The 13,669-nt window shown below is 46.2% G+C and carries 14 protein-coding genes; 7 read left to right on the top strand and 7 right to left on the bottom strand.

What is annotated here, in order from left to right; genetic code table 11:
* Positions 1 to 27 precede the first annotated feature (27 nt).
* Positions 28 to 861 carry a 1,4-dihydroxy-6-naphtoate synthase gene (locus tag BM367_RS02890; RefSeq protein ID WP_092457453.1) on the top strand — a complete coding sequence of 278 codons (834 nt, stop codon included), beginning with the start codon at positions 28 to 30 and terminating at the stop codon, positions 859 to 861.
* Position 862: 1 nt separating this feature from the next.
* Here BM367_RS02890 and BM367_RS02885 read toward each other — a convergent pair whose 3' ends face one another.
* Genes BM367_RS02885 through BM367_RS02855 form a run of 7 tightly spaced genes read right to left on the bottom strand, consistent with a single transcriptional unit; the run spans position 863 to position 6,776 of the window.
* Entirely contained in the window at positions 863 to 2,185 is a 1,323-nt protein-coding gene (locus tag BM367_RS02885; RefSeq protein WP_092457450.1) for a cryptochrome/photolyase family protein, read from the bottom strand.
* Between the two features lie 16 nt (positions 2,186 to 2,201).
* Positions 2,202 to 3,044 (bottom strand): aminotransferase class IV, encoded by an 843-nt coding sequence (locus tag BM367_RS02880; protein ID WP_092457446.1) that lies wholly within the window; start codon positions 3,042 to 3,044, stop codon positions 2,202 to 2,204.
* A 3-nt stretch (positions 3,045 to 3,047) separates the two neighbouring features.
* Positions 3,048 to 3,455 carry a DUF4296 domain-containing protein gene (locus BM367_RS02875; RefSeq protein ID WP_092457443.1) on the bottom strand — a complete coding sequence of 136 codons (408 nt, stop codon included), beginning with the start codon at positions 3,453 to 3,455 and terminating at the stop codon, positions 3,048 to 3,050.
* Positions 3,456 to 3,457: 2 nt separating this feature from the next.
* Complete coding sequence (porD, locus tag BM367_RS02870) at positions 3,458 to 4,369, bottom strand: type IX secretion system protein PorD (RefSeq protein WP_245759874.1); 912 nt, start codon at positions 4,367 to 4,369, stop codon at positions 3,458 to 3,460.
* A 28-nt stretch (positions 4,370 to 4,397) separates the two neighbouring features.
* Entirely contained in the window at positions 4,398 to 5,603 is a 1,206-nt protein-coding gene (coaBC, locus tag BM367_RS02865; RefSeq protein ID WP_092457437.1) for a bifunctional phosphopantothenoylcysteine decarboxylase/phosphopantothenate--cysteine ligase CoaBC, read from the bottom strand.
* A gap of 20 nt (positions 5,604 to 5,623) precedes the next feature.
* Positions 5,624 to 5,968 carry a DNA-directed RNA polymerase subunit omega gene (locus BM367_RS02860; protein ID WP_092457434.1) on the bottom strand — a complete coding sequence of 115 codons (345 nt, stop codon included), beginning with the start codon at positions 5,966 to 5,968 and terminating at the stop codon, positions 5,624 to 5,626.
* On the bottom strand, positions 5,961 to 6,776 hold the full coding sequence (locus BM367_RS02855; protein WP_092457431.1) for an outer membrane protein assembly factor BamD: 816 nt from the start codon (positions 6,774 to 6,776) through the stop codon (positions 5,961 to 5,963). Before BM367_RS02855 ends, BM367_RS02860 begins: the two co-directional genes overlap by 8 nt.
* A gap of 290 nt (positions 6,777 to 7,066) precedes the next feature.
* Here BM367_RS02855 and mraZ point away from each other — a divergent pair, with 290 nt between their 5' ends.
* Genes mraZ through mraY form a run of 6 tightly spaced genes read left to right on the top strand, consistent with a single transcriptional unit; the run spans position 7,067 to position 13,665 of the window.
* A complete protein-coding gene (gene mraZ, locus BM367_RS02850) occupies positions 7,067 to 7,522 on the top strand; it encodes a division/cell wall cluster transcriptional repressor MraZ (RefSeq protein ID WP_092457429.1) in 456 nt (151 codons plus the stop codon).
* A complete protein-coding gene (gene rsmH, locus BM367_RS02845; protein ID WP_092457427.1) occupies positions 7,519 to 8,430 on the top strand; it encodes a 16S rRNA (cytosine(1402)-N(4))-methyltransferase RsmH in 912 nt (303 codons plus the stop codon). The genes mraZ and rsmH overlap by 4 nt, the downstream gene beginning before the upstream one ends.
* A gap of 52 nt (positions 8,431 to 8,482) precedes the next feature.
* On the top strand, positions 8,483 to 8,857 hold the full coding sequence (locus BM367_RS02840; protein ID WP_092457425.1) for an FtsL-like putative cell division protein: 375 nt from the start codon (positions 8,483 to 8,485) through the stop codon (positions 8,855 to 8,857).
* Between the two features lie 3 nt (positions 8,858 to 8,860).
* Positions 8,861 to 10,933 carry a penicillin-binding protein gene (locus tag BM367_RS02835; RefSeq protein WP_092457422.1) on the top strand — a complete coding sequence of 691 codons (2,073 nt, stop codon included), beginning with the start codon at positions 8,861 to 8,863 and terminating at the stop codon, positions 10,931 to 10,933.
* 2 nt (positions 10,934 to 10,935) lie between these two features.
* Positions 10,936 to 12,402 (top strand): UDP-N-acetylmuramoyl-L-alanyl-D-glutamate--2,6-diaminopimelate ligase, encoded by a 1,467-nt coding sequence (locus BM367_RS02830; RefSeq protein WP_092457419.1) that lies wholly within the window; start codon positions 10,936 to 10,938, stop codon positions 12,400 to 12,402.
* A gap of 6 nt (positions 12,403 to 12,408) precedes the next feature.
* Positions 12,409 to 13,665, top strand: coding sequence for a phospho-N-acetylmuramoyl-pentapeptide-transferase (mraY, locus tag BM367_RS02825; RefSeq protein WP_092457416.1), 1,257 nt, complete (start codon positions 12,409 to 12,411; stop codon positions 13,663 to 13,665).
* Positions 13,666 to 13,669: the final 4 nt, after the last annotated feature.

Here is a 13,669-nt window from a genome sequence, read left to right as displayed (position 1 = left end):
TTGGTTTGGATATAAAACCAGCATAAGATGAAACTAAGTCTTGGCTTTTCTCCCTGTCCGAATGATACATTCATTTTTGATGCATTGGTTAATCACAAAATCGATACAGGAAATGTGGAGTTTGAAGTATATCTGGAGGATGTGGAAACGTTGAATCAATGGGCGAAACAGGGCAAACTTGATATTACGAAACTCAGTTGCCTGGCCTATCTGCAGGTAGCTGACCAATATGTGATGCTGGATGCAGGAAGTGCGCTGGGCAAGGGCTGTGGTCCTTTGCTCATAGCTGCTCGGCAACTGCCGTTGGAGCAAATACCATTGTTGCGGATTGCTATTCCAGGCGTGCATACCACAGCCAATATGTTGTTGCATTTTGCTTTTCCGAATGTAGCTCAGCTCCGGCCTATGTTGTTTTCCGAAATTGAAGATGCTATTCTGCGGGGCGATGTGGATGCGGGTGTTATTATTCATGAAAATCGTTTTACCTATCAGCAGAAAGGGCTTGTGAAGCTGCTGGATCTGGGCGATTATTGGGAACAACATACGGGTGCACCGATTCCACTGGGTTGCATTGCTATGAAACGCAGTTTTCCGCCTGCGCTGATGCACGAAGTGAATGGATGGATACGCAAGAGCCTGGAGCATGCGTATGCTCAATATCCGCAGGTTTCTGCATTTGTCAGGCAACATGCCCAGGCTATGGACGAACAGGTCATGCGCCAGCATATTGATTTATATGTGAATGAATACAGCCTTTCTCTGCAGGATGAAGGTAAAAAAGCTATAGCAGCATTGCAACGCGAAGCCATCCGCAATGGCATGCTGGCAGCAGCGCCATCGCTTTCCTTATTTGCAGCCTGATTCAGTGTGCGGGTTTCATCTTATCCTGCAAAGCCCGAGCGTAAGCATCCAGGCAGCGCTTGCGGGCTTCCTGATGGGAAATTAGCGGAGCCGGATATTCCGGTGATCCGTATTCCGGCACCCATTGTTTGATGAACTGATAATCCGGGTCAAAACGTTGCGCCTGAAGGTCGGGATTAAACAGCCGGAAATAAGGAGCCGCATCACATCCACAGCCGGCCGACCATTGCCAGCCTCCATTATTGGAAGCCAGATCGTAATCCAGCAGTTGTTTGGCAAAATACGCCTCGCCCCATCGCCAGTCAATCAGCAGGTTTTTCGTCAGATAGCTTGCAGTGATCATGCGCAGGCGGTTGTGCATGTAACCAGTAGCATTCAGTTGTCGCATGCCGGCATCTACCATCGGGCAACCTGTGCGTCCTTCGCACCAGCGCCGAAAAGCTTCTTCATCATTCAGCCATTCTATCCGATCGTATTCCGGCTTGAAGCATTGATGTACGACGTGTGGGAAATGCCAGAGGATCATCTGGTAGAACTCGCGCCAGATGAGTTCATTAAGATATTTTTCATTTAATGCCCGTGCTTTTCTCACCAGCTCACGAATGCTTATGGTTCCAAACCGCAGATGTACACTCATTTTTGTGGTACCATTCATAGCTGGATAGTCGCGCCATTCATGATAATGCCTGATGATGTTTTCATCTGGTTCCTCAGGCGGAAATGCTATTTGCAGGCGCTGAAATCCCATGCTTTCCAAAGGCGGCAAAGGCTGAGCCGGCATCTGAAATAAATTTCCCAGATATTGTTCAACAGGATATGATTGTAAATAAAACGTATTCAGTTTTTGCTTCCATTGTTTGCTATAAGGCGTGTACACCGTATAGGGCGTGCCATCGGATTTCAGGATTTCATCCCGGTCAAAAATCACCTGATCTTTGAAATCGTAAAATGCCATTCCTTTTTCCTGCAAAAAAGTTGCAATCTGTTCATCACGTTTGCGTGCATAAGGTTCATAATCCCGGTTAGTATAAACTTCCTGCACATGAAATTGCTGAATCAGTTTCTGGAAAGCATCCAGCGGCGTGTCGTAAAAAGTTATCAAGCTGGATCCTAAGGCTATGAGTTGCTGATTGATTTTTTCCAGTTGTGTGTAAATGAATGTCATTCTCCGGTCTTGCGGATCATCGAGCTCGTCCAGGATGTGTCGGTCGAAGATAAAAATCACGATGACGGGTATGCCTTTGCGCAGGGCATGGTAAAGTGCAGCCTGATCGTGCAGACGCAAATCCCGGCGTAGCCAGCATATATTTACTCGAGGCCTCATACATTTTCATAACAAATTAAAGTTCGGCAGGTTCATTTTCCTGGGTGCTGAGCCATTCGGCCAGGGCAGCAGCTATGCGAGGCGGGCCGTAGATATGGTCATTGATTTTTTTAAAATATTGAATACCCTGAATGGTGTTTGTACAAAATACTTCATCTGCATTCCATAATTGTTTCGGGTCAATAGGCTGTTCATAGATAGGCCATGGCAATGCAGTACAGATCAATACTTTGCGAATGATACCATCTACGCATCCTTCGGAAAGAGGCGGAGTAAATATCTGCTGATGATGTACACAAAAGATATTGGCAATATGAGTTTCCGCAATTCTTCCGGCGGTATTTTGCAAAATTGCCTGGTGCCATCCCTGCTGGCGGGCTTCCATGCCGGCCAGGATATAAGGCAGGCATTGCAGGGATTTCAACGAAGCAAGTGAAGATAAAGGTTTTTCTACTTGTGCGATTCCCCCGATAATACCTGTTGCCAAGAATGTGTGTGAAACAAGCGGTTCAGCTTCTATCAAAACATGCAATTGGTTAGATTCGGGCGTGTATTTACCTCCATCATGACGAAAAAAACTCATGCGCACGCGTGCAGCATCCTGGCAATGATTGATCTCACAAAGCCGTAGCACATCATTTTTCAACTTTGCATATGCTGCAGTGGACAGGGTTTGCATCTGCAGCACTTGCAGGCTTTTCTGTATGCGTAATTCGTGATATTTCCACCATAAGATTTTTCCCTTCACGCATTTGATGGTTTCAAAAAAACCATCGCCATAACGAAATGCTCTGTTCCGGAAAGTGAATAAATAACTATCCGTGGAGAAAATATTTCCGTCGAGCATCAGTTTCGGCATGGACTATTTTTCAATCGGATGCTGAAAACGTTTTTTTATCAGTAAGGAATCCACTATAACCTGCCTTCTTTTCACATCGGCCAGCAAGCTATCGTACACCATTTTCATGATTACCGGATGCATCACATAATATTCGTAGCTTCTCATGAACTGCTGATGATTCAGGTGATACAATTCCAGAATTTGCTGGTAATAGTATTTTAGTTTTTCTTGACGCGGATGCAGGGAATCATAAGGCATGTTATCCACATAAGCTTGTGCAGCTTGCATATCGAGCAATATATTTTTCATTTCTTCAGGCTGAATGTATGATTTGGGAACCCGCTCATGATGTTTGCATCCCGCAATCATGATCAGACATGCAACTGCATAAATCCAATGCATGATTCGTTGTCGGATCCTATTTTTCATATTCACTGCAGCTTCTGGGTGTACAAGGAGGTGTGTTCCGGATCAAGCTGGGTAAGGATTTGAAGAGCCCGTTGTTTATCATTCAACGGGGCATCGGAAAACAGATTAGCCAGCTCATCGGCTTTTGCCAGCATAAACAACTGAAGAATCATGGTATTGGGATTGTCTTGATTCATGGTATAAAGTGAAGATAGCGATGTAAGGATACTCATGCGCGCATTGACAGGATCATCATACATCCTGTCGAGCCCCAGCCGGTAATATTGATACATCACGCTATGAAAAATCTGCAGCCGGTTATTGAGCAGGTTATCTACCAGCCAGTATCGGTTCCGATTGCCTTCAAAAGGTTTCCATCCGCTGATGTAGCGACTGTCTTCCGGTGCATTGTTTACGATATACTGTGCTTTCTGGAAATAAGGTACGCCCCCGCGCGGGGAGAATGAATCGGCATCAAGGCCCAGGATAATGTACACATAATAAGCCAATACGGCCGTAAGATTGGCCTGAAGTGCATCATTCCCAGAAATGCGGTTTTCATTGAATTCAAGAGGTTGATTGATGATATACCGGAAGCTTACATTCTGATCGAGATAATTGAACACAGGCGATTGATAGTTGGTATTGTAAATAGGGCGAGATGATTGAACGGTTAGCTGAACAGAAAAAATATTATCCCCGGCATATTGTGTGAAATTGAAAACAAAATTGCATTGGATTCGTTCATAAGGCAGGTAATTATCACTTGTCCATTTGCGATCATTCAGGAAGCTTGATACATCAGCCTGAAAGCGCTGAAAAGTAGCATCGTCCACGCCTTTGATGCGGTCGTGGATAACACGCACCTGAGCCTGTAATTCCTGTGCTTTTAATGAATGAAATGCAACAACGGGAAATAAAATGCCAAACAGCAAGCAAAGGAGTCTCCGGCAGAAGAGCTGCTTATGCCGGATGCATGATGCTGAGCAGAGCCTGTATGATATCGTGGGCGACACCATGCTTGTGTTTTAACGGGTAATGCATTTCATGGCCAAAGCGATCAAAAATACTGATTTTATTGGTGTCGCCGCTAAAGCCAGCACCGGCATCATCGAGGCTGTTCAGTACGATCATGTCAAGATTTTTCTGTTGCATTTTTTCCCGGGCCAGCGATGCATCATGGCGGCTTTCCAGTGCAAAGCCCACCAGCCACTGATGAGGCTGTTTGCGTTTTCCCAGTTCTGCAAGGATATCGGTGGTTTTTTCCAGCTGCAGCTCCAGATGGGAATCCTGTTTTTTTATTTTTTGCGAAGCTATTTGTTGGGGACGATAATCGGCTACGGCAGCAGCCATTACGGTGATATCCATCTCCGGGAAAATGGCTTCACACGCTTGCTGAAGTTGTGCTGCGGTTTCGATGCGAGTAAGCCGGATGCGAGGATGCTGAGGCGGTGGTACAGGTGTAGGGCCTGCAATCAGATGTACTTGGGCTCCCATCCAGGCAAAAACCTTAGCCAGAGCAAATCCCATTTTGCCGGAAGAATGATTGCTGATATAACGTACCGGATCGATGGGTTCACGGGTCGGTCCTGCCGTAACCAGTACTTTTTTATTTTTCAGTAGTTGGGTGGGTTTTATCCATCGTTCCAGAATGGATTGAACGATTTGCTGGGGTTCCAGCATGCGTCCCCATCCCTGCAGGCCGCTGGCCAGATCGCCATGATCCACTTCCAGCACATCCACCCCGAAACTTTGTAATTTATTTAGGGCATCGCGGGTAGCCGGATGCCACCACATATCTTCATCCATAGCGGGTGCTGCCATTACTGGACAAGTAGCGGATAAATAAGTGGCCAGCAGCAGATTATCGCATAAGCCGGTAGCCATTTTGGCAAGGGTATGAGCTGTTGCCGGCGCAATCAATAGCAAATCGGCTTCCCTCCCCAGCATCACATGGTTATGCCATTCATCATCGGTAGCCACTTCAGTATAAACCGGGTGACGGGAAAGCGTGGACAAGGTGAGTGGAGTAATAAACTGTCGGGCCTCGGGTGTCATGACCACCTTTACACGCGCACCTTCCTTAACCAGCAATCGCACCAGCTCAGCAGATTTATAAGCTGCAATACTGCCGGTTACGCCGAGTACGATGGTCTGACCCTCCAGCATGAAGATAAAACATCAACTCATTAACTGAATAAATCCTGATCTTCTTCTTTGCGATAATAAATCTTGTCTTCCAAAAATTCCTGAGTAGCCTGAAGAGCCGGATTGGGCAACCTTTCGTAATATCTGGAAATCTCAATTTGTTCCTTGTTTTCATGCACTTCCTCCAGGCTGTCGCTGTGACTGGCAAACTCTTCCAGCTTGGCATGCAGCTCTTCCTTCAGAGCTACATTTATCTGATTGGCCCTTTTGGCAATAATGGCAATGGATTCATAGATATTGCCGGTTTTTTCTTTGATCTGATTCACATTCCTGGTTTCAATTGAAGGGCTGATGTGGTGAACCAGGCTTTTTTTACTCTTACTCATGGGAAAGTGATTTTAAGTTTTGTTGAGCTAAATGATAATAGGTTGCAGCTTCCTTGGCATATTTGCTGTTAGCGTAATATTGCATGAAATCCAGGTAATCGGTTATCACCTGGTTAAAGCGTTCTTCCTGCTTGGATGGCACACTGTTCAAGGCATACATGTATTCTGATTTGATTGCCAGATATTTATACTCATCACTTCTGGATGAAGTGGGATAATCAAGCAATACATTGTTGAAGGTAATGGCGGCTGCCTGGTAATACCCTAAGTTGTAATATAGCATGGCGGCGCGATATTCTTTTTCTTCCAATTTTGCCCTGCAAGCATCAATGATTTTATTGGCCTCTTCTACCTTGTCAGACTCAGGATAGGTGTCAATAAACTGTTGCATTAGTCCAATGGCTTTCTCCGTATTGCTTTGATCAAGCTCCACCCGGGGAGATAGCTTGTAAAAACAGTAAGCTTGCATGAAAGCCATTTCGGCAGCATGTGGGCTGTTGGGAAAATAATCCACAAAATTTTTGAAATGAAAGGCGGCCTGTATGTAATCTTTCATGTAGTAGGTGGAATAGGCATAACGGTAATAGAGATTCTCGAACTGGGTGGTACCCTTGTAAACCGTTAACAGGGATTCATACAAATCATGAGCCTGGGTATATTTTTTCCGGGCATACAATTCATTGGCATAAGCGAGCTTTTTCTGATAGTCCCCGCTTTTTTCAATTTTAGCCAGGGGGGAGCAACCGACTATCAGCGTAGCTGCTATCAGCATGCTTATAGCTGTACGTATGATCATGCGATGCTTCATGAAGCCTGCAAATATACAGATTCCCTGCAATCGGTGCGGAATCCCACAATTAATCCATTGAGCTAAGGAAAAACCTTGATTTTACCGTACTTTTATAGTTATTCACCTTTCATGCACTTCAATTCACAGCTTATGCACGGGCTATTCTGAACATTTTTCGCCAAGATTTATCAAATCCTCACCAGATAAGGATCTTCCGGGACATTACATTGTGGAAAAATTCATTGAACAAATTTTTGGAAAAAAAGTGGGAAAAAGTGTTATTTTGTGGGTAAAATTTAAAATTAGCATTGACAGGCTTTTTGGGAGAATATGAGGCCACGCTCGATGCAAAGGGGCGTTTTCTGCTGCCTACCGGTTTTCGCAAGCAACTGGGGGAGGCGGATAGCCACCAGTTTGTGCTGAACCGGGGTTTTGAAAAATGCCTGTCGCTATACCCTATGTCGGAATGGATGCCGCTGTTTGAGCAGCTGAAGAAGCTGAATGATTTTGATCCGCAGGTGCGGGCTTTTAAACGGTATTTCCTGGCCGGGGCAACTCTGGTAGAGCTCGACAGTGCTTCGCGGATTTTATTGCCCAAACACCTGATGGAATATGCGGGTTTGTCGCGGGATATTGTCCTGGCAGCCAATACCAACAAAATTGAGATCTGGGATAAACAAAAATACCAAGCGCTCTTTGATAATTTCTCAGCCGAAGCTTTTAGCCAGCTGGCCAGCAAGGTGATGGGGGGAGATCAGCCATGAACACTGAAAAAGCTCATCACGAGCCGGTGATGGTACAGGAAGTACTGGAAGGATTGAATATCCGGGAAGATGGCATTTATGTGGATGCAACTTATGGAGGCGGAGGCCATACCCGTGCCATTTTAAGCAAACTGGGAAAAGGCGGAAGGTTGATTGCTTTTGATCAGGATGAATCCGTCCGTGCCCATGTGTTGCAGGATCAGAGGCTTGTATTCGTGCCGGAAAGTTTTATTTACCTCAAGCAGTTTTTGCGATACTATCACGCTGTTCCGGTAGATGGCATTCTGGCTGATCTGGGGGTATCGTCGTTTCAGCTTGATACGCCAGAACGCGGGTTTTCCCTGCGGTATGATGCGCCTCTGGATATGCGCATGGACAGGCGCATGGAACAGACAGCGGCTGATTTGTTGCGTGAGGTTTCAGAAGCCGAACTGCATCGCATCCTGGAGATGTATGGCGAAGTAAGAAATGCACGCACGGTAGCCCGCGTCATTGTGCAGGCGCGTGCTCAGAAGCCCATACAGACCACAGGAGAACTGGTGCAGCTGCTGGAGCCACTGGTGCGGGGCCACAGGCATCAATATCTGGCAAGGGTATTTCAGGCTTTGCGTATCGCCGTCAACGATGAACTCCATGCGCTTGAAAGCTTTCTGCAACAAGCTGCAGAAGTGCTTCGACCGGGTGGAAGGTTGGTAGTCATCAGTTTTCATTCTCTGGAAGACCGCATCGTGAAGCAGTTTATGAAAGGGGAGTTACTTGGACAAGAATCTGTGATGACTGAACGCCAAACGATGTTTCGCCTGATTACCCGAAAGCCCTTGCAGCCCACACCGGCTGAAGTGGAACGCAATCCCAGATCATCGAGTGCCCGATTGCGCGTGGCAGAAAAATTACCCCTACCATCCTGAATGACAAACCCTTTGGCTTGAACATAAATCTTTTTTCATAAATGTTTTCCTGATGGCAAACAGGCAACAGCAATCACAATCTGTTACAAACACAGCGGGCTCCGGGAATCAACCGAAAAGAAATGTGCCGGCTTACCGGCGAATATTGTTCCGGCACGAATGGATTATCCAGCATCTGCCTTATGTGTTTTACCTGTCGTGCCTGGCATTGATTTATATCGCCAACGGCCATCAGGCAGAAAAGAAAATCAGAACCCTGAACCAATTGCAAAAGGAAGTGAAAGCCCTGCATTGGAAATACCTGGAAGCCAAAAGCGATGTGATGTTTCAAAGCAAATACAGCGAAGTGGCCCGCCAGGTAGCTCCCTGGGGCTGGAGTGCATCACTGCAACCTCCATTTGTGCTGGTAGTAGATACAACAAACTGAAACATGGATATCAAACAGGATATTCTATGGCGGGTTTATTTGAGCTTCCTGGGAATGGTGGTTTTGGGTGTAATCATTTTGGGAAAAATATTCATTATCCAACATATTCAAGGCAATTATTGGAGAAGTATGGCCGATAGCTTGCAGGAACGATATGTGACGATGGATGCCGAACGGGGCACCATTTATTCAGATGATGGAGAAATGCTTTCCACATCAGTCCCGTTTTTTGATATTCATCTCGACATGATGGCCGATGGGTTGCGGGCTGATCAGGGAAAGTTATTTCGGGAAAATGTTGATTCGCTGTCTATCGGTTTGGCTGAATTGTTCCGCGATCATTCAGCTTCCTGGTACCGGGCATTTTTATGGAAAGCCTACCGAAGCCGAGAAAGATATCTTTTGTTTAAAAAAGATGTGGATCTGAAAACCTATCAGCAATTGCAGCAGCTTCCTCTTTTCCGGATGGGCCGTTATCGCAGTGGCATGATTGCCGAAATGCATGAAAAACGCATCAACCCTTATGGTCTACTGGCCAATCGTACCATTGGGCTGTGGCGGCCCAATGCACCCAATGTGGGCCTGGAAGCTACCTACGATAGCGTGTTGCGTGGCAAGGATGGACGGCAATTGGTTCGGAAAGTGGCCGCAGGCACGTATGCACCTGTGGATGGTTATACGCTGGAACCTGAAAACGGAAAAGATATTGTGACCACCATCGATGTATATATCCAGGATATTGCCGAACAGGCTTTGTATCAAATGCTGGATTCGGTGCAGGGGCAATACGGTACCTGTGTGGTGATGGAAGTCAAAACCGGGCAAATCAAAGCCATAGCCAATCTGGGGCGTCAACCCGATGGCTCTTACTGGGAAGATTACAATTACGCATTGATGAATACAGAACCCGGTTCCATCTTTAAACTGGCTACTTTAATTTCTGTGCTTGAAGACCATCTTGTCACACCGCAGACCCGGGTCAACCTATATCGTGGCGAATTGAAATTCGGAAACCGTACGGTCTATGATGCGGAAAAACATAACGAAACCTGGGTTACCATTACCAGAGCTTTGGATCTGAGTTCCAACGTGGGATTCTCCCAGCTGGCCTACCTCTATAAAGATCATCCCATGAAGTTTATCCGGCATCTGCAGGCATTGCGGCTCGATCGCCAAACCGGAATTGATTTGATAGGTGAACAGCAACCCCTGATCAAAACACCACAATCGCGTACCTGGAGTGCCACCACATTACCCTGGATGGGTTTTGGATATGAAGTACTTGTAAGTCCCCTGCAAATGCTCACCTTGTATAATGCCGTAGCCAATGATGGCTGGATGATGAAGCCTTATCTGGTAAAATCCATCGAGGAATATGGCACACCCGTGCAAACCTTTGCACCGGAAAAAGTAGAAAAAATTTGTTCCGATACCGTTCTGCATCAGGTACAACAGATGTTGCGAACCGTAGTTACAGATGGTACGGCCCGGAAGCCGTTTCAGGGAGCACCTTATCCTGTTGCAGGGAAAACGGGTACGGCTTTGGTTGCCGATGGCCGCGCCGGATACAGCAATAAGGTATATCAATCCAGTTTTGTAGGTTATTTCCCGGCGGATGATCCGCAGTATTCCTGTATTGTAGTGGTTCGTAGCCAACCGCATCCGCGAATTTATTATGGTGCTGATGTGGCTGCGCCGGTATTCCGCAAGATTGCCGATCAGCTGTATGCGCTGCACCAGGAGCCCAACGCCACACCCCGCATGCCTGAGCCCCGGGTTGACAGCATTCGTTGGGGCGTACGCACGCTTTCCACGCGTGCCCGGCTGCTGACGGCCAACTGGCCAGCAGTTCCGGTTTATGTGCTCGACAAGCAAACTACCACATCTGGAGGCGACAAACCGGCCGATGACCAGATGCCTGATCTTACTGGCGTTGGCCTCAGGGATGCTGTGCGGTTGCTGGAAAATAAAGGATTGAAAGTCTATTTCACGGGCACAGGACGGGTGGTGAAACAATCGCTGCCTGCCGGTACACCCATACGCCCCGGGCAGCAAATTCAACTGATATTGAACTGAACATGGTGTTATTGCGCGACATACTAACAGACGTGCCTCTGGTCAGGCTTAGCGGAACAGCCGATGTGCCGGTTGAAGAAATCACGGCTGATTCGCGGCAGGTGAAGCCGGGCACGCTGTTCTTTGCCATTCGCGGCTTGCATGCCGATGGGCATCAATTCATCAGCCAGGCGGTTGAAAGTGGCGCCGTGGCCGTTGTATGCGAAGATATGCCCCTGCAGCCTTCCCCTCATATTACCTATGTGCAGGTGAGCGATAGTGCCCTGGCATGCGGCCTGATGGCATCACATTTTTATGGCGATCCGTCAAAACACATGCAGGTAGTAGGCGTAACCGGCACCAATGGTAAAACCACCGTGGTTACCTTGCTTTATCAGTTGTTTTCCCGCCTGGGTTTCCGTGCAGGCCTGATTTCTACCGTGCAAAACATGATTGTAGATAAAACGGAACCTGCAACCCATACCACGCCCGATGCCATTCTACTTCATCGGTTGCTGGCGCGCATGCATCAGCAAGGATGTACGCATGTGTTTATGGAAGCCAGTTCACATGCCATTCATCAAAAGCGCATTGCAGGCGTGCATTATACGGGTGGTATTTTTACCAACATCACCCATGATCATCTCGATTATCATAAAACTTTTGAGAATTATTTAAAAGCTAAAAAATCTTTCTTTGATCAACTTCCCGCATCCGCATTTGCATTGACCAATATTGATGATCGCAATGGCAAGGTGATGGTACAAAATACACGCGCCAAAATCGTAACCTATGCATTGCGGAAGAAAGCCGACTTCAAGGCCAGGATCATTGAAAACCATCTCACCGGCTTGCAGCTCGAAATTGATCAACAGCTTGTACATACCCGGCTCATCGGTGCATTCAATGCATACAACCTGCTTGCTGCATATGCGGCTGCGAGATTGCTGGGGCAGGAAAAACAGGAAGTCCTGCGAATTTTAAGTGATCTGAAAGGAGCCGAAGGTAGATTTGATTACCTGATTTCGCCCAACCAGCACATCATAGCCATTGTGGATTATGCGCATACGCCCGACGCGTTGAAGAATGTACTGCAAACTATTCTCGGCTTCAAACAATCATCGCAGCGGATCATCACGGTTATAGGTTGCGGCGGTGATCGAGACCGCTCAAAACGCCCAGAAATGGCACTCATCGCCACTCATTTCAGCGATCAGGTGATTTTTACTTCTGATAATCCCCGAAGCGAAGATCCGCAGGCAATTATTGAAGAAATGAAAAATGGATTATCAGCATCCATGCTGGCCAAAACCCTATCCATCGTAGATCGTAAAGAAGCTATCCGTACGGCATGTATGCTGGCACAGTCCAACGATATTGTGCTGATTGCAGGTAAAGGACATGAAAAATATCAGGAAATCAAAGGTGTGAAATATCCTTTTGATGACAAAGAAGTGGTCAAAGAAATGTTTGCACTATTGGGTAAATGAAAAAGCATGTTGTACTATTTGTTCACATACCTGAAAACACATTTTGATCTACCCGGAGCTGGTGTATTTCAGTACATCACATTTCGGGCTACCATGGCCATTTTGCTTTCGCTGGTTATCTCCCTGTTTGCCGGCAAACGCATATTGCTTTTTCTGCAACGTAAACAAATTGGTGAAACTGTTCGCCAGCTGGGACTTTCGGGTGAGAATCAAAAAGCCGGTACGCCTACGATGGGCGGACTGATCATTCTATCATCCATTATCATACCCACTTTATTATTCGCCCGGCTTGAAAACGTGTATATCATCCTTATGCTGATATGCACATTGTGGCTTGGCTTCATTGGTTTTTTGGATGATTATATCAAAGTATTTAAGAAAAATAAAGAAGGCCTTGCAGGTAAATTTAAAATTTTAGGTCAGGTGGGTCTGGGGCTCATTGTAGGATGTACGCTTTATTTCAATGATCAAGTGGTTATTATGCGTGAAATCATCGGCAAACCCAGGGTTGCACAATATGAAAAAGTGGTGGGCGATACAACTGCCATAAAAGAAGGCAAGCGCCAACGTTTTGTAGAAGTAAAAACACCTATTACCACCATTCCGTTCGTAAAAAGCCATGAATTTAATTATGCCCGTTTGATTTCATGGATAGGGAAAAATGCTGAACAATACACATTTATTGTTTACATTCTTATTGTAGTATTTATCATCACAGCCGTATCAAATGGTGCAAACATTACCGACGGGCTTGATGGGCTGGCTACAGGTGTTTCAGCCATTATTGGTGCTTGTCTGGGCATATTTGCGTATGTATCAGGCAATATCAATTTTGCTTCCTATCTCAATATCATGTACATTCCCAATCTGGGTGAACTTTCCATTTTCATTGGCACTTTCGTAGGAGCTTGCATTGGTTTTCTGTGGTACAATGCTTATCCCGCACAAGTATTTATGGGTGATACCGGAAGCCTGGCTCTGGGCGGTATTATTGCTTCATTGGCTTTCATTGTTCGGAAAGAATTGCTGATTCCGATTTTCTGCGGAATCTTTCTGGTTGAAAATATTTCTGTTTTGATTCAGGTGGCATATTTCAAATACACCAAACGAAAATATGGCGAGGGCAGGAGGATATTCAAAATGGCTCCCCTGCATCATCATTATCAGAAGCTGGGATATCATGAAAGCAAGATTGTGGTGCGTTTCTGGATAGTAGCCATTTTTTGTGCGGTGTTTTCCATTGCCACATTAAAACTCAGATAAGCAA

Source organism: Thermoflavifilum thermophilum (assembly GCF_900116565.1).
Classification (GTDB): domain Bacteria; phylum Bacteroidota; class Bacteroidia; order Chitinophagales; family Chitinophagaceae; genus Thermoflavifilum; species Thermoflavifilum thermophilum.
The sequence above is the reverse complement of the archived record's forward strand: the minus strand, read 5'-3'. Positions and strand labels throughout refer to the sequence as shown.

What these genes read in the sequence shown, in the direction of transcription:
- BM367_RS02835 (WP_092457422.1), top strand. Translation starts at nt 8,861, where the DNA reads ATGGATATCAAACAGGATATTCTATGGCGGGTTTATTTGAGCTTCCTG.
- BM367_RS02875 (WP_092457443.1), bottom strand. Translation starts at nt 3,455, where the DNA reads ATGAAAAATAGGATCCGACAACGAATCATGCATTGGATTTATGCAGTT.
- rsmH (WP_092457427.1), top strand. Translation starts at nt 7,519, where the DNA reads ATGAACACTGAAAAAGCTCATCACGAGCCGGTGATGGTACAGGAAGTA.
- BM367_RS02885 (WP_092457450.1), bottom strand. Translation starts at nt 2,185, where the DNA reads ATGAGGCCTCGAGTAAATATATGCTGGCTACGCCGGGATTTGCGTCTG.
- BM367_RS02860 (WP_092457434.1), bottom strand. Translation starts at nt 5,968, where the DNA reads ATGAGTAAGAGTAAAAAAAGCCTGGTTCACCACATCAGCCCTTCAATT.
- coaBC (WP_092457437.1), bottom strand. Translation starts at nt 5,603, where the DNA reads ATGCTGGAGGGTCAGACCATCGTACTCGGCGTAACCGGCAGTATTGCA.
- BM367_RS02890 (WP_092457453.1), top strand. Translation starts at nt 28, where the DNA reads ATGAAACTAAGTCTTGGCTTTTCTCCCTGTCCGAATGATACATTCATT.
- mraY (WP_092457416.1), top strand. Translation starts at nt 12,409, where the DNA reads ATGTTGTACTATTTGTTCACATACCTGAAAACACATTTTGATCTACCC.
- BM367_RS02855 (WP_092457431.1), bottom strand. Translation starts at nt 6,776, where the DNA reads ATGAAGCATCGCATGATCATACGTACAGCTATAAGCATGCTGATAGCA.
- BM367_RS02880 (WP_092457446.1), bottom strand. Translation starts at nt 3,044, where the DNA reads ATGCCGAAACTGATGCTCGACGGAAATATTTTCTCCACGGATAGTTAT.
- BM367_RS02830 (WP_092457419.1), top strand. Translation starts at nt 10,936, where the DNA reads ATGGTGTTATTGCGCGACATACTAACAGACGTGCCTCTGGTCAGGCTT.
- BM367_RS02840 (WP_092457425.1), top strand. Translation starts at nt 8,483, where the DNA reads ATGGCAAACAGGCAACAGCAATCACAATCTGTTACAAACACAGCGGGC.